The sequence below is a fragment of the Pigmentiphaga litoralis genome (assembly GCF_013408655.1).
Lineage (GTDB): Bacteria > Pseudomonadota > Gammaproteobacteria > Burkholderiales > Burkholderiaceae_B > Pigmentiphaga > Pigmentiphaga litoralis_A.
In genome coordinates this window covers 1178008-1201259 of record NZ_JACCBP010000001.1, presented here as the reverse complement: position 1 = coordinate 1201259, position 23252 = coordinate 1178008, and the positions used below count along the sequence as shown (strand labels likewise).

At 65.9% G+C, this 23252-nt stretch carries 18 protein-coding genes; 6 read left to right on the top strand and 12 right to left on the bottom strand.

Annotated elements, in window-relative coordinates; all coding sequences use genetic code 11:
* Window positions 1–9 precede the first annotated feature (9 nt).
* Window positions 10–1734 carry a single-stranded-DNA-specific exonuclease RecJ gene (recJ, locus tag HD883_RS05310; RefSeq protein WP_373563315.1) on the bottom strand — a complete coding sequence of 575 codons (1725 nt, stop codon included), beginning with the start codon at window positions 1732–1734 and terminating at the stop codon, window positions 10–12.
* Window positions 1713–2825, bottom strand: a complete 1113-nt coding sequence (locus HD883_RS27620; protein WP_257022000.1) for a hypothetical protein — start codon at window positions 2823–2825, stop codon at window positions 1713–1715. Before HD883_RS27620 ends, recJ begins: the two co-directional genes overlap by 22 nt.
* Before the next feature lie 92 nt (window positions 2826–2917).
* Here HD883_RS27620 and HD883_RS05305 point away from each other — a divergent pair, with 92 nt between their 5' ends.
* The 6 genes from HD883_RS05305 (at window position 2918) to HD883_RS05280 (ending at window position 10882) form a co-directional block, all read left to right on the top strand.
* Window positions 2918–4186, top strand: coding sequence for a lipoprotein-releasing ABC transporter permease subunit (locus HD883_RS05305; protein WP_179587496.1), 1269 nt, complete (start codon window positions 2918–2920; stop codon window positions 4184–4186).
* Complete coding sequence (gene lolD, locus HD883_RS05300; RefSeq protein ID WP_179587497.1) at window positions 4179–4946, top strand: lipoprotein-releasing ABC transporter ATP-binding protein LolD; 768 nt, start codon at window positions 4179–4181, stop codon at window positions 4944–4946. Before HD883_RS05305 ends, lolD begins: the two co-directional genes overlap by 8 nt.
* 120 nt (window positions 4947–5066) lie before the next feature.
* Complete coding sequence (locus HD883_RS05295) at window positions 5067–5876, top strand: TatD family hydrolase (protein WP_179587498.1); 810 nt, start codon at window positions 5067–5069, stop codon at window positions 5874–5876.
* A gap of 87 nt (window positions 5877–5963) precedes the next feature.
* Window positions 5964–8828, top strand: a complete 2865-nt coding sequence (locus HD883_RS05290; RefSeq protein ID WP_179587499.1) for a DNA internalization-related competence protein ComEC/Rec2 — start codon at window positions 5964–5966, stop codon at window positions 8826–8828.
* Window positions 8829–8944: 116 nt separating this feature from the next.
* The gene (locus HD883_RS05285) at window positions 8945–9976 is read left to right on the top strand and encodes an alpha/beta fold hydrolase (RefSeq protein ID WP_179587500.1); all 1032 of its coding nucleotides are present in this window, start codon (window positions 8945–8947) and stop codon (window positions 9974–9976) included.
* A gap of 6 nt (window positions 9977–9982) precedes the next feature.
* On the top strand, window positions 9983–10882 hold the full coding sequence (locus HD883_RS05280) for a LysR family transcriptional regulator (RefSeq protein ID WP_179587501.1): 900 nt from the start codon (window positions 9983–9985) through the stop codon (window positions 10880–10882).
* 57 nt (window positions 10883–10939) lie between these two features.
* On the opposite strand, the gene HD883_RS05275 is transcribed toward HD883_RS05280, so the two are convergent.
* From HD883_RS05275 to HD883_RS05230, 10 genes are all read right to left on the bottom strand, one after another.
* Window positions 10940–12109, bottom strand: coding sequence for an alpha-hydroxy acid oxidase (locus HD883_RS05275; RefSeq protein WP_179587502.1), 1170 nt, complete (start codon window positions 12107–12109; stop codon window positions 10940–10942).
* Window positions 12110–12119: 10 nt separating this feature from the next.
* Window positions 12120–13097, bottom strand: coding sequence for a Bug family tripartite tricarboxylate transporter substrate binding protein (locus HD883_RS05270; RefSeq protein ID WP_179587503.1), 978 nt, complete (start codon window positions 13095–13097; stop codon window positions 12120–12122).
* A 38-nt stretch (window positions 13098–13135) separates the two neighbouring features.
* Window positions 13136–14047, bottom strand: coding sequence for a tripartite tricarboxylate transporter substrate binding protein (locus HD883_RS05265; protein ID WP_179587504.1), 912 nt, complete (start codon window positions 14045–14047; stop codon window positions 13136–13138).
* Window positions 14048–14220: 173 nt separating this feature from the next.
* Window positions 14221–15120, bottom strand: coding sequence for a LysR family transcriptional regulator (locus tag HD883_RS05260; protein WP_179587505.1), 900 nt, complete (start codon window positions 15118–15120; stop codon window positions 14221–14223).
* A gap of 82 nt (window positions 15121–15202) precedes the next feature.
* The gene (locus tag HD883_RS05255) at window positions 15203–16861 is read right to left on the bottom strand and encodes a TRAP transporter large permease (RefSeq protein WP_179587506.1); all 1659 of its coding nucleotides are present in this window, start codon (window positions 16859–16861) and stop codon (window positions 15203–15205) included.
* Window positions 16858–17493 carry a TRAP transporter small permease subunit gene (locus HD883_RS05250; RefSeq protein WP_179587507.1) on the bottom strand — a complete coding sequence of 212 codons (636 nt, stop codon included), beginning with the start codon at window positions 17491–17493 and terminating at the stop codon, window positions 16858–16860. The genes HD883_RS05255 and HD883_RS05250 overlap by 4 nt, the downstream gene beginning before the upstream one ends.
* Window positions 17494–17575: 82 nt before the next feature.
* Window positions 17576–18850, bottom strand: coding sequence for a xanthine dehydrogenase family Fe-S subunit (locus tag HD883_RS05245; protein WP_179588720.1), 1275 nt, complete (start codon window positions 18848–18850; stop codon window positions 17576–17578).
* Window positions 18835–19680, bottom strand: coding sequence for an FAD binding domain-containing protein (locus HD883_RS05240; RefSeq protein ID WP_179587508.1), 846 nt, complete (start codon window positions 19678–19680; stop codon window positions 18835–18837). The genes HD883_RS05245 and HD883_RS05240 overlap by 16 nt, the downstream gene beginning before the upstream one ends.
* 10 nt (window positions 19681–19690) lie before the next feature.
* Window positions 19691–22105, bottom strand: a complete 2415-nt coding sequence (locus tag HD883_RS05235) for a xanthine dehydrogenase family protein molybdopterin-binding subunit (protein ID WP_179587509.1) — start codon at window positions 22103–22105, stop codon at window positions 19691–19693.
* Entirely contained in the window at window positions 22102–23199 is a 1098-nt protein-coding gene (locus tag HD883_RS05230) for a TRAP transporter substrate-binding protein (protein ID WP_179587510.1), read from the bottom strand. The genes HD883_RS05235 and HD883_RS05230 overlap by 4 nt, the downstream gene beginning before the upstream one ends.
* Between the last annotated feature and the right edge of the window lie 53 nt (window positions 23200–23252).

Genomic DNA, 23252 nt, shown 5'->3' with positions numbered 1-23252 from the left:
CTTCGCATTTTAGCGCTCGTTGCGCCGCGCGGGCTCGGCATGTTCAACAAGCAGTTGCACCGCCACCATGCCGTTCCAGTTGTTGAGTCCCAGGCGGTAGGCCACATCGACCGCCGCGGGGAGCGAATCGGCCTGTCCGAACCAGATGCCGTCGAAGCGCTGGTTGCCGCGCTCCAGGGCCAGTTTCAGGTGCTTTTCCCCGACAATGCGCTGGTTCCGGACAGTGAACGTGTCGACAAAGACCGGGGCGGGAAAGCCCGAGCCCCACACCTGCTGGTCCAGCAGCGTTGCCATTTCGGTGTTGGCATAACAGGTGTCGAGCGATCCGTCGGTTTCCAGCGCCGGTTCGAACTGGCTGCGGCCGCTGAGCTCGCGCACCGCCGCATCGAACGCCGACGCGAACACCGGAAAATCCGACTCATGCAGCGTCAAGCCCGCCGCCATGGCGTGCCCGCCAAATTTGCGGATCAGTTGCGGATAGCGTTTGGACACCAGGTCCAGTACGTCACGCAGGTGCACGTCGGGCACCGAGCGGCCCGAGCCGCGCAATTCGCCGTCTCCGGCCGGTGCGAATGCAATGGTCGGACACCAGAATTTGTCTTTCAATTTCGAAGCGACCAGACCTACCACGCCCTGATGCCAGCCGGCGTCGAACACGCAGACGCTGGCATTCATGGACGCGGTCAGGTTTTCCACCGCCAGCAAGGCCTGCTCGCGCATCGTGGCTTCGATATCGCGGCGTTCCCGGTTGATCGTGTCGAGCTGTCGGGCCAGTTGCAGGGCCTCGTCCTCGTCATCGGTGATCAGGCAGCGGATGCCCAGGCTCATGTCGGCCAGACGCCCGGCCGCATTGATCCGGGGGCCCAGCGCAAAGCCCATGTCAAACGTGCTGGCTTCACGCGGCGCGCGGGACGCCACGACGAACAGCGCCTGCACACCGGGCTGCATTAGCCCCTTGCGGATCCGCTGCAGGCCCTGCGCGACCAGCAGGCGATTGTTGGCGTCCAGCTTGACCACGTCGGCCACCGTGCCAAGCGCCACCAGGTCCACCAAAGCATTGAGCCGCGGGCCGCCATCGGGCGGGTACACACCGCGTTTGCGAAGTTCGGCCCGCAAGGCCAGCATCAGGTAAAAAATGACGCCGACACCGGCGAGGTTCTTTGAAGGGAAACCGCAGCCCGGCTGGTTCGGATTGACGATGGCCAGGGCGTCGGGCAACACGTCGCCGGGCAGGTGGTGGTCGGTCACAATCACGTCGATGCCGACTGCCTTGGCGGCGGCCACGCCATCGATACTGGCAATGCCGTTGTCGACCGTGACGATAATGTCCGGCTTGCCCATGCGCGGATGCTTTACCGCCAGGTCGACCACGGCGGGCGACAGCCCATAGCCGGTCTCGAAGCGATTCGGCACCAGAAAATCGACATCGGCTCCCATGCTGCGCAGGCCGCGAATGCCGACTGCGCACGCGGTTGCGCCGTCGCAGTCATAGTCGGCCACGATCAACAGGCGCTTGCGGTCGCGGATGGCGTCCGCCAGCAGTTCCGCAGCGCGCGTGGCGTGCGTCAAGCCGTGCGGCGCCAGCATCGACGTCCACTCGCCCCGCGTTTCGGCGGGTTCCGCCACGCCACGCGCTGCCCATAACCGGGCGAGCAGCGGGTGGATGCCCGACCGCTCCAGGCGTTGTGCGATACCGCTGTCGACGCGGCGCGTCAGGATTCGGGGTGCAGCCACCAGCGGGTCCAGTCTTGTTTGGGTTGAGGAAGCCAGCGCAGCGCCTTCGGGCGCGCCGTCAGGCGTAAGGTGACATGGCGTTCGACATCGGGAAATACAAGGTCGATCGCCTGAATGCTGCCATCGAGCAGCGCGGCATCCAGCGGCGCGAACCAGTCGGCGTCGAGCCGGGTCAGGGCCGCCAGCCAGTCGCCCCAGGCCTGCGCGCGACAGGGCAGTTCCAGGGCGTCGAGCAGAATGGCTGCGTCCGTCTTGATCTGCGACGCGGGGGTGCTGCTGCCGCTCCAGGCGAGCTTGGCCCGTTCGGCCAGTCCCTGCAGCCAGGGCGCATCGCCGATCAGGTGACGCGGCGGCGTGCCGCGCCAGGTGGGCGTCCAGGCCGGAGCGCCCCCGTGCAGCCATAGTCCGTTCACGGCGGGTTCGCCCCGTTCCGCGCGGGCCTCATTGACAGGATGCTCGTGCCAGCTCATCTGCACGTCATTGGCCAGGCGGCGCCACGGCCGCGCGGGCAGGCCCTTGGGCCAGTAATCGTTCAGGTCACCGCCCATGACCGCCGACGGCGTGGCCGCATAAGGCGTCAGACCGTCTGGCAAGCCGACTTGCCAGCGGCGCGGGGTCAGATAGGTCACCGTAAAGCCATCGGCGTCGAAGAGCGGCTGGACCGTGGCCAGCAAGGCCCGTGATTCGTCGGCGGTGATGTCCAGCGAGTTGGTATCGGTCAGCACCAGGCCGTCACGTCCGACCTGGATGTGGGCCAGGTCGGCGACCCAGAGGGGGCCGTCTCCCTGAGCGTCGGGCGCGAGCAGAGCGGCCAGGCCGGCACCGAGGGGTGCCATCGGCGCGTCGGGTGCATCCCCCGGACCCGCAGGCGGCTCGAATCCGGCGCGGTGCAGCCACCAGGCTTCGGACGGCGTGGCCTTGGGATCGAAAACAGGCGGCTCGCTGACTGTCGCGGGCGCTGTCCGCAGCCACTTCAACAGCGTGGGGGCGGGCGACGGCGTGGCCGACAGTTGTTTGGCGAGTTCGGGGGCGATCGGGCCGGGCGGCAGCGCGCCGGGCACGACGAGGACGAGGGAAGGGGAGGCAGGCACGGCGCTATTGTAAGGCGGTCGCAGGCTAGGTCTGTGACGACTGGACACGGGCGGCGGATGAGCGCGCCACGGGCATCTGACATAATACGCGCGTGCTCAATATTCCCTACGAACTCTGGGTCGGCTGGCGCTACACGCGCGCCGGCCGCGGGCGGCGTCGCGACCGCTTCATTTCCTTCATTGCCGGCAGTTCGATGGCAGGCATCGCGCTGGGCGTGGCGGCGCTGATCATCGTGCTGTCCGTCATGAATGGCTTTCAGACCGAAGTGCGCGACCGGATGCTGTCGGTGCTGCCGCACATCGAACTGTTCTCGAACGGTGGCGAGCGTGGGGCGGCCCTGGCCGACTGGCGGGGGCTGACCGAATTGGCCAAGAAGAATCCCGAAGTGCTGGCGGGCGCGCCTTACGTATCGGCGCAGGCCATGATCGCACGCGACCAGACGCTGCGTGGCGTGCAGGTGCGCGGAGTCGACCCGGCCACCGAGCGCAACGTATCCGACCTGGTCGGCAGCATGAAACAGGGTTCGCTGGACGCCCTGCAACCCGGCAGCTTTGGCGTGGTGCTGGGCCGGACCCTGGCCAGCGCGCTTGATGTCAGGCTGGGCGATCCGGTGTTGATGCTGGCCCCCCAGGGGTCGGTCACCCCGGCGGGCTTTACGCCGCGCATGCGCCAGTTCACGGTCGTGGGCGTGTTCGAAGCGGGCCATTACGAATATGACTCCAGCCTGGCCTTTGTGAACGTGGATGACGCCGCGCGGCTGTTCCGGGAAACCGGTACCGGCGGCGTACGTTTGCGGATCAAGGACATGCAGGAGGCCCCGCAGGTGGCTTCCGAATTGGCGTCGTTATTGCCCGCGGGCATCGTGGCCAGCGACTGGTCCAGGAACAACCGCACGTGGTTTGCGGCCGTGCAGACCGAGAAGCGGATGATGTTCCTGATCCTGACCCTGATCGTGGCGGTGGCGGCGTTCAATCTGCTGTCTTCCCTGGTCATGGCGGTCAACGACAAACAATCCGATATCGCGATCATGCGGACTTTGGGCGCATCGCCGGGCGAAGTTGCCCGCGTGTTCGTGGTGCAAGGCGCGCTGATCGGCGTTATCGGCACGATCCTGGGGGTGGCTGGCGGCATGCTGGTGGCCTTCAATATCGATGTGATTGTCCCGTTCATCGAACGTCTGCTGGGCATGCAGTTCTTGCCCAAGGACATTTATCTGATTACCGAACTGCCGTCCGATCCGCGGATGGCAGACATCGTTTCCATTGGTGTGACGTCGCTGGTGCTGTCTTTCCTGGCCACGTTGTATCCCAGCTGGCGCGCCTCGCGGCTGCAGCCGGCGGAGGTGTTGCGTCATGATTGAACAGGTTCCGGGCAACGTGGTTCCGGATGGCGTGGTCGCAAGCACCGCGCCGGCGCGGGTGGCGCCCGGCCGGGTGGTCCTGGAAGGCCGAGGCCTGACCAAGATCTATACCGAAGGCGAAAATCGCGTGCAGGTGCTGGGCGGGGTCGACCTGGCCGTGCACCAGTCTGAAATGCTGGCATTGATCGGCGCGTCGGGTTCGGGCAAAAGCACCCTGCTGCATGTGCTGGGGCTGCTGGACCAGCCCACGTCCGGCACCGTGACGGTGGACGGGCAGGCCGCCGCCAACTTTTCCGAAAAACAGCGCAGCGTCGTGCGAAACGAAAAGCTGGGGTTCGTGTACCAGTTCCATCATCTGCTGGCCGAGTTCTCGGCGCTGGACAACGTGGCCATGCCGCTCATCATCCGGCGCATGAGCCGCGCCGACGCGCGCGAGCAGGCAGCCGACATGCTGCAGCAGGTCGGGCTGGCGGCGCGTGCGACGCATCACCCTGGCCAGTTGTCGGGGGGCGAGCGTCAGCGCGTCGCCCTGGCACGCGCCTTGGTGACACGACCCGTGTGCGTGCTGGCCGATGAACCCACTGGCAACCTGGACCGGCACACGGCACGGGATATCTTTGCGCTGCTGCGTCGACTGAACCAGGAATTGGGCATGGCGTTCGTGATCGTGACCCACGATTCGGAACTGGCCGCGCGCGCCGACCGGCAACTGAAGATGGCGGACGGCGTCTTGCTGCCGGCCGAGATCGCAGCGGCGTGACGCGCTTGGTGGCGGCGCCGCTGAGCGACCGCCGCGACGATCGTTTGGGGACAGCGCCTGCTGCCGGGTCACGCTGTAATAAGAGCTCGTGTCTGCTCGCGCTGATTTATTCTGGCAGCTATGCTGATTGATACCCACTGCCATCTCGATGCATCGGAATTCGATGCCGACCGGCCTGACGTCATTGTGCAGGCCGCGGCGCGAGGTGTGCGCGCCATCGTCATTCCGGCCATCGCCCGGTCCAACTTCGACACCGTACGCGACCTGGCTCATCGATTTGACGGTGGCACGTACGCGCTTGGCATCCATCCCATCTTTGTGCGGCACGCGCAGGACAGTGATCTGGATGCCCTGCGCGACGCGATTGTCGCGGCGTTGCCCGACCCGCGTTTTGTTGCCATTGGCGAGATCGGCCTGGACTTCTTCATTCCGGAGATTTCGCAAGGCGCCGAGCGCGACAAACAGGAGCGCTTCTACGCCGCGCAACTGAAGCTGGCTGCGGAATTCGATCTGCCGGTACTGCTGCATGTTCGGCGTTCGCAAGACATTCTCCTCAAATACCTAAGACGCATCCCGGTTCGCGGTGGCATCGGCCACGCCTTCAATGGCAGCGAACAACAGGCGCGTGCGTTTATCGACATGGGCTTTGCCCTGGGCGTGGGCGGCGCGATGACCTGGACACGGGCGCTCAACATCCGCCGGCTGTGCAGCGAGTTCGATCTGGAGCACTACGTGCTTGAGACCGACGCCCCTGACATTCCCCCTGCGTGGTTGCCCGACACGGACCGGCGCAACACCCCCGGACAGGTGCAAGGTGTGGCGCAGGCCCTTGCCGATTTGCGCGGCATTCCCGTCGATGACGTGATCAAGGTTACCGGCGCCAACGCCCTTCGTGTCCTGCCAAGATTGGCAGGGATAAAACTGTCCTGATGCGCCTCCGTTGATTGCCGGCAGTCGGTAGCATGGGTCGTCTCGCGCCATGTCGGCGCGGCGATTCAGGGCGGGGTTGGGGCAGTCATGGGACGATGGGCGGCATGGGCATTCGTGGTGGGGGCGGCTCTCGTACATGGGTTGCCGGCGCTGCCGCATGTGCTGCTCGGCGTGATCGTGTTCATCGCTTTCGTTTGTGCGGGTGCGGGTCTGTGGCAGGCGGCGGATGTGCGGGCACGTCGTCCCTGGGTGGGCTGGCTTGCCTGGCCGGCGCTAGCGCTTGGCCTGGGCGCAGCCATGACCATGGTGCGCGCCGATTTCCGCTTGCGGGATGCGTTGGACGCGTCGGTCGAGAATCAGGCGATGCCATTGACCTGGCGTGTCGCGGGCCTGGCGACGGTAACGGATCGTGGGCAGCGCTTCGAAGCGGACATCATTGATCCACCCCCGGGCGTTCCAACGCGCGTGCTGGTGATGCAGCCCAGTGCCGGCAGGTTTGGCCAGCCCGGACGCTCGCCACATTCGGTGCCCCCGGACCGTGCGTCGCCTTCGGGTTCTCCGATAGACCGTACAAGCGCTGTTCGCCCTGTGGGCTCGGTGGCGTCTTCCTTGCCAGGTGCGTCCGATCCGATTCCGATGGGGGTGGTTCCCGGAAACATCTGGACCGGCAGGCTTGCGCTCAAGCGGCCACATGGCCTCCTGAACCCGCACGGCTTTGATTATGAAGCGCATCTTTTTCAGCAGGGCATCCGCGCCACCGCAACGGTGCGCGGCCCGGCGACCCGCGTCGGCGATGCGCCGTACGCCAGCTTCGATATCGCGATCCAACGCGTGCGGCACCGGCTGCGGGAGGCCATGGCGCCGGGACTGGAGGGCACACGGTATGGCGGCGTCATACTCGCCCTGGCCATGGGCGATCAGGCGGCCATCCGAAAGGAAGATTGGCGCACCTTCAATCTGACAGGCATCACCCATCTGGTGTCGATCAGCGGCCTGCACGTCACGATGATGGCGGCCCTGGGCGGTGCGTTGGCCATGCTGGGCTGGTCCCGCCTGTCTTGGCGCGGCGTCATGCTGGCCGAACGGGCGCCGGCGCAGGTCATGGGCGCCTGCGCTGCATTGTGCGTGGCCTGGGCCTACTGCCTGGTGGCAGGTTGGGGCATTCCTGCCCAGCGCACATTCTTCATGCTGGCCGTGGTGGCGGTGGCGGCCATTGCCCGACTGCGGCTTGGCGGGCCACGGGTGCTGGCCCTGGCGGCGGCGACGGTCACCGTATTGGATCCCTGGGCGCCTGTGTCGGCAGGCTTCTGGCTGTCGTTCGGCGCCGTCGCCGTATTGATGCTCGCGGGAAGCGGGCGGTGGCGGCGTCAACGGGTGCCCGACGTGGCGGGCCGGCTGACGGTGTGGCGACACCGGCTCGGGCAGGGGCTGCGCGACGCTGCCCGTCTGCAAGCGGCGTTGACGCTCGGGCTGCTGCCTTTGCTGGCGCTCATGTTCCAGCAGGTATCACTGGTGTCGCCGATTGCCAATGCCATCGCGATACCGGTAGTCAGTCTGGTGGTCACGCCGCTGGCACTCGCCGCCATGTTCCTGTCGGTGCTGCCCGGTCCGGACGGGCTGGCGCACCTGGTATCAGCGGCAGCGCAGGGGGTGTTCGCGGCGGTGATGTGGCCCGTGCAGGCACTGGCTGACCTGCCGTATGCCAGCGCCACTACGGCGGCGGCGCCGTGGCCCTGGGTTGCGATCGGGCTGCTCGGGGTGGCGTGGACCTTGCAGCCTGCCGGTTTGCCGCGGCGATGGCTCGGCATCGCGCTGGTGCTGCCCGTGCTGTGCTATCGGCCGGAACGGCCGGAGGCGGGCGACTGGCGGCTGGCGGTGCTGGATGTGGGGCAGGGCGGCGCCGCGGTACTCGAGACGGCGACCCAGACCTTGGTATTCGATACCGGGCCACCGTTTGGCGACAACGCCGATGCGGGCGAGCGTGTCGTCTGGCCCTATCTGCGGGCACGTGGCATCCGGAAGGTCGATCATCTGCTGGTGTCCCACGGGGACGCCGATCATGCAGGCGGCCTTGCGTCATTGCTGGCGGCTGTGCCGGTGACGGCCATCACCGCGTCGTATGACGTGGCGCGCGAGACCGCCTGGCCGGCCACTTTGCCCGGGTTGCCCTCGGCGACCCGATCCGGGCCGTGCGAGGCGGGGCAGGCGTGGCAGGTGGATGGCGTGACGTTTCACATGCTGTATCCGCGCGCCGTGACTGGAAAGCCTCGCTCACCCCCTGCAGATGCGGCCACGGCGCGACGCGCCTCGGCGGACCGCAACGCGAACAGCTGCGTGCTGCATGTGCAAGGACGCCATCACTCGGCTTTGCTTCCAGGGGACATTGGCGCGGAGCAGGAGGACGTGATTCTGCGGTCGGCTCGTCTGCAGGGCGGGGTGGTTCCGGCTGCCCGGACAAACGGGGCCGCATCGGCAGGAGATGTGGACGAAGGGAATGCGGATGAAGGCAAGGCGGACGAAGGCAATGTAGATGAAGGCAATGGGTACGAAGGCAATGGGTACGAAGGCAATGCGGCCAACCTAGTGGCGGCGGCCCGGCACTCCGTAGATCGGGTGGCCGCTGCGAACCTTGGGGCAGGCCAGAGTCCTGACGCAGATGCCTTGGCCAGTCCCTTGCCGGCCGATGTCGCGTTGATGGCGCACCACGGGTCCCGGCATTCCTCCCACGTCGCCTGGACGGTGGCCGTCGCAGCCAGGCACGCGGTGGCGCAGGCAGGCTACTTGAACAGCTATCGGCATCCGCACCCGGACGCCCTGGCCCGATGGCAGGCGGCCGGGGCCGCTATCCACCGCACTGACAGGCACGGCGCGGTCATTTTCACTTCGCGCCGCGGCGTGCTGTCCGTCAGCCGGGAGCGAGAACAGCGGCGACGGTACTGGCATGCCGAATGATCGACATGATGATTGTGGCCTTCGACTGCGGCGACGTTGGTGAGGAGCACCCGTCCTGCCTTCCGTCCTGCCAGCACTCTACAATCGTTCCATCAATCCACCACGAGGTGACCCGCATGACGCATCACGCCGCACCGGACGCGCTTGAAGAACCCCGTCTTGCCCATGTGACCTGCTTGAGCCCGGCCGGGCTGCATCGGATGGCGTACTGGGAGTGGGGCGATCCGGACAATCCGGCGGTGCTGATCTGCGCGCATGGATTGACTCGCAGCGGGCGCGATTTTGACCGGCTGGCGCGGCGGCTGTCATCGCGGTATCGCGTGGTCTGTCCCGACATCGTGGGGCGAGGGCAGTCGGATTGGCTGAGCGACTCGGCCTACTACGTGATTCCCCAATACGTGTCTGACATGCTGCCCTTGTTGGCGGCAGTGGGCGGCAAGACGGTGCATTGGTTCGGCACGTCGCTGGGTGGCTTGATCGGCATGAGCCTGGCGAGCCTGGCGGGCACGCCGATCACGCGTCTGGTGATCAATGACGTCGGCCCGCGTCTTGCGCCCGATGCCTTGATGCGCATCGGGCAGTACGTCGGAAAAGCGGGGGACTTTCCGTCGAGAGAAGCCGGGTTGGAGTACCTGAGCGTGGTGTCGGCGGCGTTTGGTCCGCATAAGCCCGAAGCCTGGCAGGAGCTGAACCAGTACATTCTGGTGCCGGCGGACGCGGGGCCGGGCAGGACTCAGCAAGGGAATTCGAGGACGCTGGCCGCCGCGATCCCGGCAGCAACGCCGGCGGCCTCGGCGGAACCCACCGCCTGGCGCTTGCACTATGACCCGGCGATTTCCGTCGCCTTCAAGCCCATGGCGCCGCCGATCGCCATGGCGGCCGAGATGATGTTGTGGAAGGCGTTCGACGCGATCGACTGCCCGACGCTGATCGTGCGGGGCGAGCAGTCCGACCTGCTGAGCGCGGCAACGGCTGCCGAAATGACGAGGCGCAATCCGAATGCGCAGGTGGTCGAGATTGCCGGCGTGGGGCACGCGCCCACGTTCATGTCGGACGACCAGATCGCCATCGCCGAGGGCTTCCTGACAGGCGGGGCCGGCGCGACCGCCACGTCGCACACCCGCGGCGCGGCAGGCCCGGCGGACTGACTGACGATGCTGCATCCGCCACGACATTACGTCTACCTCGATGCGGTCGCGCGCGCGGGCTCGATCCGCAAGGCGGCGGAGCAGCTGCATGTCGCGTCCACGGCCTTGAACCGCAAGATCCTCGAGATCGAAGGCGAAGTCGGCACGCCCCTGTTCGAACGGCTGCCGCGCGGGGTGCGGCTCACCGCGGCAGGCGAAGTTCTGCTCGCCACCGTGCGCCGCGGCCTGGCGGATCTGGAGTCCGCGTCGTCTCAGATCGAGCAGTTGCAGGGCCTGGTGCGCGGCACGGTGCGTATCGCCTGTGCCGAGTCGGTCGCCAACGACCTGGTGCCTGCGACCGTGGCCGCCTATCAGCGCACGCATCCTGGCGTCCAGTTCCGGATCACGGTTGGCGGGACGGCGGCGCTGGTGCGCGATGTGCTGAATGACGACGTGGAACTGGTGGTCGCCCATGACCCTCCGGCTGCCGAAGGCCTGGAGATCATCGCCAGTGTGCCCCAACCCCTGTGCGTGATGATGCGGCCGGACCATCCGCTGGCCGGCCAGGAAAGCGTCCGCCTGGCCGACTGCGAACGGTATCCCATCGCCTTGGGCGCCGAAAGTTTCGGCAGCCGCCGGCTGATCGACCGGCTGGCCGCCAAACTGCGGCTGTCTTTACGAGTCTCGCTGGAAGCGAATTCGGTGGAGACGCTCAAGTTCTTTGCGTTGACCACCAACGCGCTGTGCTTCCAGTTTCGGGTCGGCACCGCGCGCGATGTTGGCCGTGGGGATCTGGTCGCTATCCCGTTGGCTGACCGCGATCTGGCCGGCGGAAAATTGATGATGGCCGCGCGCGCTGGCCGCGCCTTGCCAGTCGCCACGTCCAGTTTTGCGCAGGCGCTAAAAGCAGCATTGGAAGCGATGTAGGAGCGCCGTCAGGCGTTGAATCGAAACAGGAAAACCCGTTAAGTCGAGTTCAGCGCATCACGCAGCCGCAGCCGCGCCCGCCAGATCACGCAGCAGATCCTCACCCAGCGCATTAACAGACGGCGCGCCGCATAGCTGCATCGTTCTCGACAACTCGTCGCGCAGGATGGTCAGGACCCGGGACGCGCCAGCATGTCCGCCCGCGCACACCCCATACAACAGGGGCCGGCCGACCAGCACGCCGGCCGCGCCCAGACACAGCGCCTTGGCAATGTCCGACCCCCGCCGTATGCCGCCATCAAAAAAGACCGGAGTGCGTCCGTCGACCCGACTGACGATGGCCGCCAAGGCGGCCAACGCGGGAATGCCTGTGTCGAGCTGTCGGCCACCATGATTCGACACGATGACCCCATCGCATCCCGCGTGCAGGGTGCGTTCGGCGTCGTCCGGCCGCAGGATGCCTTTCACCAGCAGGGGGCCATCCCACTGCTTCCTTATCTCCGCCAGTCCCGCCCAGCCAAACGCGTGATCGAATTCCGCGCCGACCGACGGCGCCAGGCTGGACGCCCGCTTGGATGCCGGTGCCAATGCCGACAGGTTAGGCATGCCGGGCGGGCCATGCCGCAGCAGGTTTAAGGCCCACGCGGGGCGGGACGCGAAGGCCGCCAGGTTTCGCGCGGTGAACCGGAAGGGCATGCTGCAATCGTTGCGAAGGTCGCGTTCCCGCTTGCCGCCCACGGGCACGTCCACCGTCACGATCAAGGTCTCGAAGCCGCAAGCACGGGCTCGGCCGATCAGTCCCTTCATTAACGCCCGATCTTTCAAGGGATAGAGCTGGAACCATTTTCGTCCTGGTACGGACGCGCCGATCTGTTCGATGGACGTGCTGGCTGTCGTGGACAAGGTGTAGGGAATGTCGAAGTCGGAGGCGACTTGCCCGAGAAGCTGGTCCCCTTCGATGCACCCATATCCCACCGCGCCCATTGGCGCCACAATGACCGGCATGCCTGCGTCGCGGCCCAGCAGTGCAGCACGAAGGTCGGGGGTCCCGCTTCCGGTCATGACGCGCGGCGTCCAGCCAAAGCGCTGGAAGACATCGCGGTTCAACGCCAGCGTGCGTTCGTCCTCGGCGCCGCCTGCATAAAAGTCAAAGATCGGCTTGGGCAGGCGGCGGCGCGCAATGGCTTCGAAATCATCGACGCGAAAGGTCCGGTTCAGCGTGGCCATGGCAAGTCGGTCAAGGCTGCCTGGGCACGCGGGCGAGCTCGACCAGCACGCGTGCGGCCTGCCGGTCCTGCGTCAGGAAGCCTGCGAATTCGTCGGGCGTGTCGACGGCTTTCTCTACGTATCTCGACTCCAGCATTTCCATCATCTTCGGGTCGTCGAAGGTCTCGGCAAAGGCACGATGCACCCGTGTCACCACGCTGGCTGGCGTACCCGCCGGGGCGGCAATGCCCCACCAGGGGCGGCTCGGGAATCCGTCCAGTCCCGCTTCCGCCGCAGTCGGCACGTCCGGAAGCTGCGCCGAGCGTTTTGATGCGGACAGGGCAATGGCGCGCAGCTGGCCGCTCTGGATCAGGCCGATGAAGTTGCCGAGCCCCATCTGCGCCACCTGGATATCGCCTGCGGTCACCGCATTGGCGATCGGCCCGCCGCCCTTGTACGGGACGCCGACGATGCGCGTGCGCCATTCCTGGTTCAGCCAGGCAACGAACAGTTCCTGCAGCGATCCGGACCCCAAGGTGCCGACGTTGACCTTGTCGGGGTGGGCTTGCGCGTAGGACCGCAATTCGGCCACCGATCGGACAGGAAGGGCGGCGGGCACTACCAGGCCTTCGGTCACGAAGAACAGCCGGTTGACCGGCTTGAAGTCCTTTTCGGGATCGTAGGGCAGCTTTTCAAACATGTAGGGATTGAAGGACATGATCGAGTGATAAACCGCACACAGTGTGTAGCCGTCGGCTGGCGCACGCGCGCAGGCTTCGGCCCCGACAATCCCGCTGGCGCCTGGGCGGTTGTCAATGACAACGGGTTGGCCCAGGCGTTGCGCCAGGCCGGGCGCGGCCGAGCGCAAGACAACGTCGGTCACGCTGCCGGCCGCGATCGGCACGATCAACCGTATGGGCCGGGTCGGGTAAGCGCCCTGCGCGTGGGCAAAGCCCGCAAGCGCCAACAGGGCAGCGCCGAGCACCCCGCGTGAAAGGGATGGCGTCATGTCAGTCTCCTCGGCGGCGTCGATCGCCGCTCGTTGGTCTAGTGAAGCGATGTCTGGGTATTGAGCGACATGTCCAGGGCGGCAATGACTTCGCCAAACCGGGCGTCGTCTTCGCGCATGTAGTCGGCGAACGCGTCGCCCATCCGCCAACCCAGCGTAAAGAAACTGGCCGCGGCTTCCGCATTGAAGTCAGGATCGGCCGCCACGGCGTGCAACGCATCAATGTAGATGCGGGTCATCGGTTCAGGAAGGCCACGGGGCGCCACGATGCCGCGCCAGTGCGCGACGGACCAGTCCACCCCGATCGCTTCGGCCACGGTCGGCACTGACGGGAACGCGGCGTGGCGCCGATCTTCCATGGTCGCCAGCGCGCGCGCCGCGTTCGACAGGAGCGGCCCCCGCGCGTCGGTCATAGTGATCGGGGCAACATCGGCGCGTCCCGCCAGGGCGTGTTCCAGCCCTTGCTCGCCGCTGTGGGTTTCGATCCAGCCAAGGTGGCTCAAGGGAATGCCGGCAGCCTGCATCAGGCCCGCAAGCGAAAACTTCCAGACACTGAAGTCAGGTCCGCCGGACCCGGTAATACGGTGATGGCGGCAATGCTCCAGGAATTCGGCCAGCGTATGAAATGGCGATGCCGCGGGAACGATGATGGCGCTTGATTCCACAAACGGCACCGCCAGCGGGGTGAAGTCGGCGGGCGTCAACGACGTCAGTCCCGGATGCCAATGCATCATGCCGATCTCGCCCGTGATCAGGCCCAGCGTGGCGCCATCGGGCGCGGCATCGGCGATGGCTTGGTGACCGGACACGGCGCCAGGGCAATTGATGACCGTGACGTCACGGTTCAGGTGGCGCTGCAGGTACTTCGCGATCAGGCGTGCGCGCTGGTCGCTGCCGCCGCCTTGCACGTAGGGCACCAGCATTCGAATGGAGGAAGCAGAAGCGGGCATAGGGTTCCTGTCGGATAAGGCATGGCTACAGGATGATGGACCGATATCCGTCCTGCAGCGACGCCAGAGTACCCAGCGCCATGCCCACTGCCCAATGGCATCTTTTCATGCCCCATTCCCGCCAGTTATAGGGGGTGTGCAAGTACATCAAGACGCCGCATCAAGACGCCGCATCAAGACGCCGCATGCAGATGCCGCAACAGGCTGTGGCGGAACAGGTCGACCACCGGCAGCGGCACGGGCCGCTTCAGCCGGGCCAGGCCCCCGCGAAACGTCCAGATGCCTTCGTCCGTGGCCAGGGTGTCGATACCCAACTGGCGCGCATGGGCCAGGACCTGATGCGATTGGGTGGCAATGAATTCGCCGGTGGCCACCAGTGACAGCACCAGCTCCAGCGAATCGGCCTCGGCGGCAAAGCCGGGCGAATCCAGTCCGCGCAACGCAAAGAACTGCTTCATCCGGTCCAGCACGGCATAGTCGTTGTGCGGACCCACGAACTTGCACCGGCTCAGGTCGGCAACCGATACCTGGGACTTACTGGCAAGGGGATGGCTGGCATGCGCAAGGAACACGTGGCTGCTGTCGATCAGGTATTCCTTCTCGATGTCATCGTGGTCAGGAAAGTCGAGCGCCGCGCACAGCACGTCGACTTCGCCACGAAGAAGCTGAGGCAACAGCGTGCTCAGCACACCCGGCACCACACGCACGCGAAGGCTGGCGTGCGTCCGGGACAACTCCGCGATCACATCGGGCAACAGGTGGACGGACCAGAGCGGCCCGGCCCCGACCGTCAAGGTGCCGACGCCCCCGTCCTTCATCAGCAGTATTTCGTCGTGGGCGCGTTGCGCTTCCAGCTGGATCAGCCTGGCCCGGTGGGCCAGCGTCGATCCGTAAGCGGTCAGGACCATGCCGGCCGAAGTGCGCTGGAACAGAGGCACACCCAATTCATCTTCGAGCCGGCGCAGGCTTTTCGACAGCGCCGGTTGGGTGATGCAAAGATGGTCGGCAGCTGCCGTCAGCGTGCGGTGGGTGACCACCGCAAGAAAGCAGGTCAGCAGTTTCGAATTGAGCACGGGGGGCGGCCTTGATCAGGATCGTGCCGCCACTGTAGCGTCCGCTGGCTGCGACTTCCAGCCAGGGGACACCCCCGTCTGATTACGGCGTGGTCCCGCCCGGATAGGCGCCCGGCGAATCGCCGTAGATCGGTGCGCCCATGTCGATCTTGACGGTACTCGGATCGACGTTGGCCTGGCCGTCCTTGTAATGGGTGACCATGCGCGGATACATGATCACCAGCGCGACCATGATCAGCTGGATCGCAATGAAAGGTACGGACCCCCAATAGATCTGACGGGTTTCGACCTTCTTGATCATCTTGCCGGTCACGCGATCCTTGTAGTCCTTGTTGGGCGCCACGGACCGCAGGTAGAACAGCGCGAAGCCGAAGGGCGGGTGCATGAAGGACGTCTGCATGTTGACAGCCAGCAGCACGCCGAACCAGACCAGGTCGATGCCGAGCTTGTCGGCGACGGGGCCGAGCAGCGGCACCAGGATGAAGGCCAGTTCAAAGAAGTCCAGGAAGAAGGCCAGGAAGAACATGATGACGTTGACTGCGATCAGGAAGCCGATCTGGCCGCCGGGCAGGTTGGTCAGCAGATGTTCCACCCACAGGTCGCCGCTCACGCCGCGGAAAGTCAGGCCGAACACGGTCGAGCCCACCAGGATGAAGACGACGAAGCAGGTGATCTTGGTGGTCACGGTCATCGACTGACGCAGCAGCGACAGGCTCAGGCTGCGGCGTCCCCATGCCATCAGCAGCGCGCCCACGGCGCCCATGGCGCCGCCTTCCGTCGGCGTGGCGATGCCAAGGAAGATCGTGCCCAGCACCAGAAAGATCAGCCCCAGGGGCGGGATCAGCACGAAGGTGACGCGTTCGGCAATCGCTGAAAGCAGGCCCAGCTTGAACCACTTGTTCAGCAGGGCCAGCACCCATGCCACCGCGCCGCCGACCAGCATGGACAGCACGATCTTTTCGTCCATGGCGCGGCCGACCAGTTCCAGCCTGGCGTAGGTCAGCGCCGCCGCAGTGGCAATCCCCAGCAGCACCAGCAGCGACAGGTTGCCGCTTGCGCCGTTGGATTCGCGAAAACGCCGGGCTTCGGGCGGCAGGGCAGGCACGTCGCCGGGCCGGAACATGGCAAGCAGCATCACGTACACGACATACAGGCCGGTCAGGATCAGGCCGGGCAGCATGGCGCCCATGTACATGTCGCCCACGGAACGGCCCAGCTGGTCGGCCAGCACGATCAGGACCATGGACGGCGGGATGACCTGCGTCAGCGTGCCAGATGCAGCGATGACGCCACTGGCGAGCTTGCGGTCATAGCCATAGCGCAACATGATGGGCAACGAGATGAGGCCCATGGAAATGACCGAGGCCGACACCACGCCCGTCACGGCGCCGAGCAGTGCGCCGACCAGAATCACCGCCACGGCCAGGCCGCCGCGGATCGGGCCAAACAGCTGGCCGATGGTTTCGAGCAGGTCTTCGGCCATCCCGGATCGGTCCAGGATCAGGCCCATGAAGGTGAAAAAGGGAATCGCCAGCAGCGTGTCATTGGTCATGATGCCGAACACACGTTGCGGCAAGGCCTGGAACAGCACGGGCGTGAACAAGCCCAGTTCGATGCCGATCAGGCCGAACAGCACGCCGTTGGCGGCCAGCGCAAACGCAACCGGGAACCCGACCAGCAGAAGCAGGATCAGGCACGCGAACATGATCGGCGCCAGATTGGCGATCAGGAATTCGGTCATGGCCGTTCTCCGTGCTGGAGCGCGGCCAGGCGGGCAGCTTCTTCGGTGCGCCGCTCGGCTTCAAGCCGGACCTGTTCCGTATAGTCCTCTTCGGCCTGCGCTTCTGAATTCTTGATGCGCGGATCGGGACAGTCACCGCGCAGAAAGCCGATGCACTTGATCAGGTGGGACACGCCCGCCAGGAACAGCAACGAGAACCCGACCGGGATCAGCAGCTTGGCGGGCCAGAGCAGCAGGCCGCCGCTGTTGGCGGAACGCTCCAGCGTGTCGTAGGACGCGACGAACATGGGCCACGACGGCAGCAGGATCAGGAAGACCATCGGGAACAGCATGAAGATGACGCCGAAGATCTCGATCTTGACCTGGGTGCGGATCGGCAGCTTTTCCATCAGGATGTCGAGCCGAACATGATCATTATTGAGCAGCGTATAGCCTGCGGCGAGCAGGAAGCTCGCGCCGAACAGATACCACTGCAGTTCCAGCCAGGCGTTGGAACTGATGTGGAAGAACTTGCGGATGATGGCGTTGCCGGCGCTGATGACGACAACCACCAGCACAAGCCACGATACCCATTCGCCAACACGGCGATTGATGGCATCGATCAGATGCGAGAAGGCGAGCAGGGGCCGCATGGAACGGGTTCCTAAGACAGGGACGGATCGGTGAAGCAGCGCGGCTCGCGTGGGGCGAGCCGCGTAACGGCGTGGGCAGCGATCAATGCGTGCGGCTGAAGATCCCCTTGATCCGGTCCCACAGCACGCCGAAGAACATGCGGGTCGGACTGAAGGCGGCGACCGGTGGGGGCGCGCCGGCATCGGCCGGACGCTGCAGACGGGCCGTGACGTTGCGGCCAAAGTCCGCGATCATGCGGCGCACGAAGTCCCGGACCAGGCCCGAGCGCGAAAACTGCGCCAGGGGGCCTTGCAAGGAATACAGCAGTTCCACATCGACCCGCGTGCGGCTGCTGTCGAGGGCGGTCAGGCGATAGGTGATGTCGCCATTGGCGCGCGACTGGCTGAGCGTGTCCTGCCCCGCGCCGCGAAAGACTGCGGTCTTGGTGGTGTCGTCCCGTTCCAGCCGGGCCGCGCCATTGAACGCGGCGGACATCGGCCCGAATTTGATCGCGACCTTCCCCTTGACGCGATCACCATCATGTTCGGTGATCGATGCGCCGGGCAGGCAGCTGGCCACGGCGGGCAGGTCCACCATGAAGTCCCAGACCTGGTCGGCCGGGAAGGGCACTTCGAATTGCCCGGTGATCTCCGACCCCTTGGTGCGGGAAGCGGGGGCGGTCGAGGCAGACGAAGACGTCGACGCCGAAGACGCAGTGGAAGCCGATGAAGCCGATGCAGCCGTGTCCTTCACCGGCGTCGTCACCTTGGCAATGAAGCCTTCGAACGGCGTCTGCGCAGCCGGGGCGGCAGCCGACGATGAAGCAGGGGCCGGCAGGGCCGCCACCGCGCCCGCGGGCTCGCCACGCAGCGCACGGCGCAAAGCCGAGATCTCTTCGTCCGGCGTGGCGATCAGATCCGCCAGCACCGACCGGATCGCCGCCACGATGCCCATGTATCCGGTACAGCGGCACAGGTTGCCGGCCAGTTCGACCCGGATGCGCGCATCGTCGGCATCGGGACAACGCAGCACGATGTCGCGCGCGGTGGCCAGCATGCCGGGCGTGCAGTAGCCGCACTGCAAAGCATGGTGCGCAGTGAACGCTTCACGCAGGCGCCGCATGACGGGGTCCGCGTCGTAGCCTTCAATGGTGGTGATGTGCTTGCCCGCACAGGCGGACGCAAACGAAATGCAGGACCTGATCGGTTGTCCGTCCATCAGGACAGTACAGGCGCCGCAGACGCCGTGCTCGCAACCCAGGTGGGTGCCGGTCAGACGGGCTTCTTCGCGCAGGAAGTCGCCCAGGTGCATACGCGCGGGAACGTCGGATGAGACCTTGCGGCCATTCACATCCAGGGTGACTAACGCCATGTTGATTCTTCTGCTCCAAGAAGTTGCGCCAGGCAGCGGCGGACCGCTACGGCATGCAATTTACGGTCGACGGCGTCGTGATCCGGCATCGCTTCGGCCACCGCATGGGCGATGGCGTCCTGGGTGCAGGCCGTCTGGCCTTCGCGCGCCACGGCGGCCGCCAGGGACGGCAGCAGGCGGGGGGCACCCGACAGGGCGCCGATCGCAATGCGCGCCATGCCCGTGGACGAATCGAAGCGGGCCGCGCAACTGGCTTCGGCAAACTCGCCGGTCTTGCGGCAATACTTGTAGTAGCCCCAGCGCATGGCGGGAGACGCCACCGGGAAGCGGACGGCGGCGATCAGTTCGTTCTCGGCAAGCACCGTGGTGTAGGCGCCGATCATGAAGGCATCGGCATCCACCAGGCGGCTGCCGGCCGGTGAAACAATCTCGAGCGATGCCCCGAAGGCCACGGCCGTGACCAGCCAGTCCGCTGCCGGATCGGCATGGGCCAGGCTGCCGCCCAGGGTGCCGCGATTGCGTACGGACCGGTAGGCAATGCCCGCCGCGATCTTTTGCAGGGGCGTGCCGCGCAGCAGGGGGTGGATGCCGTCTTCGATCTCGGCGTGCGTCACGGCGGCGCCGACCCGGATGCTGTCGCCCTCCTGGGTGACCGTGCGCAGGCCAGGGATGCCCGAGACGTCCACCACGACGCCGGGCCGCGCCAGGCGCAGATTGAGCATGGGGCCCAGCGACTGGCTGCCGCCCATGGCCTTGGCGCCCGGGCTGCCGGACAGCAGCGACATGGCCGCGCCGACCTCGTCGGGCCGGGTGTAGTCGAATAAAGCGGCTTTCATGAAAAGTCCTTCACGCCACGTTGACGGTCTGGCGGATCGGCAGAGTGATGACGAGGGGATCGGGGCCCGGACCGTCTTCGATCGCCTGCAGCAGGCGGCGCGGGCTCAGCGGCGTGCGCGTCACTTCGGCCGCGCCAATCACGCGCAGGGCGTCGTTGACCGCGTTGAAGATCACCGCGGGCGGTGCAATCGCGCCGCCTTCGCCCATGCCCTTGGCGCCGAATTCGGTGTGCGGCGACTTGGTCTCGAAGTGATGCATGCGGATGGTCGGCACTTCGACCGCGCCAGGCAGCACATAGTCGGCCAAGGTCGACGCCAGCGGCTGGCCGTTTTCGTCGTAGGGCGTCTCTTCGTACAGCGCGGTGCCGATGCCTTGCGCAATGCCGCCGTAGGTCTGGCCTTCGACCACCATGGGGTTGATCATCGTGCCGCAGTCCTCGACCACCACATAGTCCAGGATCTCGACATCGCCGGTATCGGTGTCCACCGCCACGACGGCCGCGTGGGTGGCATAAGTAAATGCGCCGGTGTCGACCTTGGGCTTGTAGCCCGCCGTGACTTCCAGCCCGCCCGTATCCACGTCGGCCGGCAGCAGATGCGGACGCAGGTACCACGCGTTCGCCACGTCGCCGATCGATACCGACTTGCCGTCCGGACCGACCACGCGGCCATCGGCCAGCGAGACGGCGGACAGGTCGGCGCCGAGCAGATGCGCGCCAATGGCAAGCACCCGCGGCGCCAGTTTCTTGCACGCCACCGACACGGCGCCGCCCGACATCACCATCGAACGCGACGCATAGGTGCCGGTCGAAAACGGTGTCTGGCCCGTGTCGCCATGAATCAACTTGGTCCGCGCAATGTCGACGCCCAGGATTTCATGCGCGATCTGCGCAAACGTCGTTTCCATGCCCTGGCCGTGCGAATGCACGCCCACCCGCATTTCCAGGCCGCCGTCGGGCGTGATGCGCACCGTGGCCGAGTCGAAGCCCGGAATCAGCGGCGTGCCCCACGCGGCGAACACCGACGTGCCGTGCGCGGATTGTTCGGTGTAGGTGGCGATGCCGATGCCCAGCAGGCGGCCATCGGCTTCACCGGCTTTCTGGCGTTCGCGCAGTTGGTCGAACTGCAGCATCTCCATGGCCTTGGCCAGGCTGGCGCCATAGTCGCCACTGTCCAGATGTTTGTTGGTGACGTTGACGTAGGGCATCGCGTCGGCCGGCACCAGGTTTTCCTTGCGGACTTCCCAGGGCTCGCGGCCGACCTCGCGCGCAATGGCGTCCATGGTCAGCTCGATCGCAAAGCACACGCCGGTGCGCGCCACGCCGCGATAGGGAACGAATCCGGGCTTGTTGGTCGCCACGCATTTGGTCACGCAGCGGTAGCCGCGAAAGTCATACGGGCCGGGCAGGTTGCCGATGGCCTGGCCGGGTTCGAGTCCGGCCGTGAAGGGCCAGACCGAATAGGCGCCGCCATCGATGGTGATGACCGCGTCGAGCGCGAGCAGCTTGCCGCGCTTGTCGACATAGGCCGTCATGTCATACGAATGCTCGCGCGAGTTCGCGCCGGCAATCAGGTGTTCGCGCCGGTCTTCAATGAAGCGGAACGGGCGCTTGTGGGTCTTGGCCAGCCACGCAATGCACAGCTCTTCCTGCTGCAGCACGCACTTGTAGCCGAAGGCCCCGCCCACGTCGGGCGAGATCACGCGGACCTGGTCCTGCGGCAGCTTCAGGCACTCGGCCAGGATCGTGCGGATCATGTGCGGGACCTGGGTCGCGCTGACCACCACCAACTGGTCGGCCTGGAAGTCCCAGTAGGCCAGGACGGCCTTGCCTTCCATCGGCACCATGCATTGGCGCGACAGGTCCACCGTGCGCTTGACCACCCGGTCAGCCTTTGCCGCCCAGGTGTCGAAGTCGCGATCGGCATGCAGCGTCATGAACAGGTTGCTGGTCCAGTCATCATGGACGAAGGTGCCGGTGGCGGCCTCGGCAGTGGTGGCGTTGGCATAGACCGGCAGGTCGTCCAGGTCGATCTGGATCTGTTCGACGATGTCTTCGGCCAGCGCGCGGGTCGGCGCAAAGGCCATGGCCATGGGCTCGCCCACAAAGCGGACCTTGCCCGATGCCAGTGGCGGCTGCGCCGACAGCTGATACGTGGGCAAGGTCGATTCGGCAACGATATCCAGCGAATCGGCCATGTCGCCGCGCAGCACCACAGCCACGCGAATGTCGTCAGGAATCGATGCGCCCACGATGCGCGCATGGGCCAGGGGGCTGCGCAAAAAGGCCACTTCACTCAGGCCGGGCATGGACATGTCGGCAACGAAGTTGCCCTTGCCATGCAGGTGGCGCGCGTCTTCCTTGCGGCGCACGCGCGCCCCGACCCCCTGCGCCTTGTGCGCGGACGTGGGATGTTCGGTACTCATGAGCTACGTGCCACCGCCGCAAAGGTGTAGTTGTCGAGCGCGTTTTCGGCCACGCGGAACCAGCTGACTTCGTCTTGCTGGAATTTCTTCCACGACGGGTAGATGGCCTTGAAGTCGGCGTTCTTTTCCGACAGCTCGGTCCACAGTTCCTGCGATGCCTTGTAGGTGGCGTCCATCACGTCTTTCGGGAAGTAGCCCAGCTTGGCGCCGCCGCCCACCAGCTTGCGCAGGGCCAGCGGATTCTGTGCGTCGTAGTTGGCCAGCATCTTCATGGTCTGTTCGGCACAGGCACATTCGAATGCGGCCTTGTAAGAGGCCGGCAGGGCTTCCCAGGCTTTCTCGTTGACCATCGACGTGATCGAAGCGCTGCCTTCGAACCAGCCTGGCGAGTAATAGAACGGCGCCACGCGGTTCAGGCCCAGCTTTTCATCGTCGTGGGGGCCGATCCATTCGGCCGCGTCGATCGTGCCTTTTTCCAGCGCCGAGTAGATATCGCCCGCCGGAATCTGCTGCGAGACCGCGCCGAATTTGGCGAGCACCATGCCGCCGATCCCGCCGATGCGCATCTTCAGACCGTTGAGATCCGCAACCGATTTGATTTCCTTGCGATACCAGCCGCCCATCTGCACGCCCACGTTGCCGCTGACGTGATTGACGATGCCGTACTGCTTGTACATCTTGCGCAGCAAGGCCATGCCGCCGCCGTAGTGGATCCATGCGTTGTGCTGGCGCGAGTTCAGGCCGAAGGCCAGGCCGGTGTCAAAGGCCACCGCAGTGTTCTTGCCGATGAAGGCCGAGCTCAGCACGTGATTGCATTCCACCGTGCCGTTGCTGACGGCATCCATGTTCTGTGGCGGCGGCACGAGTTCGCCGGCCGGGAAGGCGCGGATTTCGAACTTGCCGTCGGTCATTGCCGACACGCGCTTGCACAGTTCTTCGGCCGAACCGTAGATCGTGTCCAGGCTCTTGGGCCAGCTGGTCGACATGCGCCAGCGCACGGTCGGCGTGCCCTGGGCAATGGCGGGAGCGGCCAATGTGGCAAGGCTGGCGCCGGCGGCGGTGGTGGCTTGGGAAAGGAAACGGCGTCGCTGCATGGATGCATCCCTGGGTAGGTGGGGTGGGGTAGAGAATTACTCAGCGTACTGAC

Bases quoted from the DNA above. Each gene is read 5' to 3' on its own strand.
- lolD (WP_179587497.1), top strand. From the start codon at position 4,179: ATGATTGAACAGGTTCCGGGCAACGTGGTTCCGGATGGCGTGGTCGCA.
- HD883_RS05295 (WP_179587498.1), top strand. From the start codon at position 5,067: ATGCTGATTGATACCCACTGCCATCTCGATGCATCGGAATTCGATGCC.
- HD883_RS05290 (WP_179587499.1), top strand. From the start codon at position 5,964: ATGGGACGATGGGCGGCATGGGCATTCGTGGTGGGGGCGGCTCTCGTA.
- HD883_RS05285 (WP_179587500.1), top strand. From the start codon at position 8,945: ATGACGCATCACGCCGCACCGGACGCGCTTGAAGAACCCCGTCTTGCC.
- HD883_RS05280 (WP_179587501.1), top strand. From the start codon at position 9,983: ATGCTGCATCCGCCACGACATTACGTCTACCTCGATGCGGTCGCGCGC.
- HD883_RS05275 (WP_179587502.1), bottom strand. From the start codon at position 12,109: ATGGCCACGCTGAACCGGACCTTTCGCGTCGATGATTTCGAAGCCATT.
- HD883_RS05270 (WP_179587503.1), bottom strand. From the start codon at position 13,097: ATGACGCCATCCCTTTCACGCGGGGTGCTCGGCGCTGCCCTGTTGGCG.
- HD883_RS05265 (WP_179587504.1), bottom strand. From the start codon at position 14,047: ATGCCCGCTTCTGCTTCCTCCATTCGAATGCTGGTGCCCTACGTGCAA.
- HD883_RS05255 (WP_179587506.1), bottom strand. From the start codon at position 16,861: ATGACCGAATTCCTGATCGCCAATCTGGCGCCGATCATGTTCGCGTGC.
- HD883_RS05250 (WP_179587507.1), bottom strand. From the start codon at position 17,493: ATGCGGCCCCTGCTCGCCTTCTCGCATCTGATCGATGCCATCAATCGC.
- HD883_RS05240 (WP_179587508.1), bottom strand. From the start codon at position 19,680: ATGAAAGCCGCTTTATTCGACTACACCCGGCCCGACGAGGTCGGCGCG.
- HD883_RS05235 (WP_179587509.1), bottom strand. From the start codon at position 22,105: ATGAGTACCGAACATCCCACGTCCGCGCACAAGGCGCAGGGGGTCGGG.
- HD883_RS05230 (WP_179587510.1), bottom strand. From the start codon at position 23,199: ATGCAGCGACGCCGTTTCCTTTCCCAAGCCACCACCGCCGCCGGCGCC.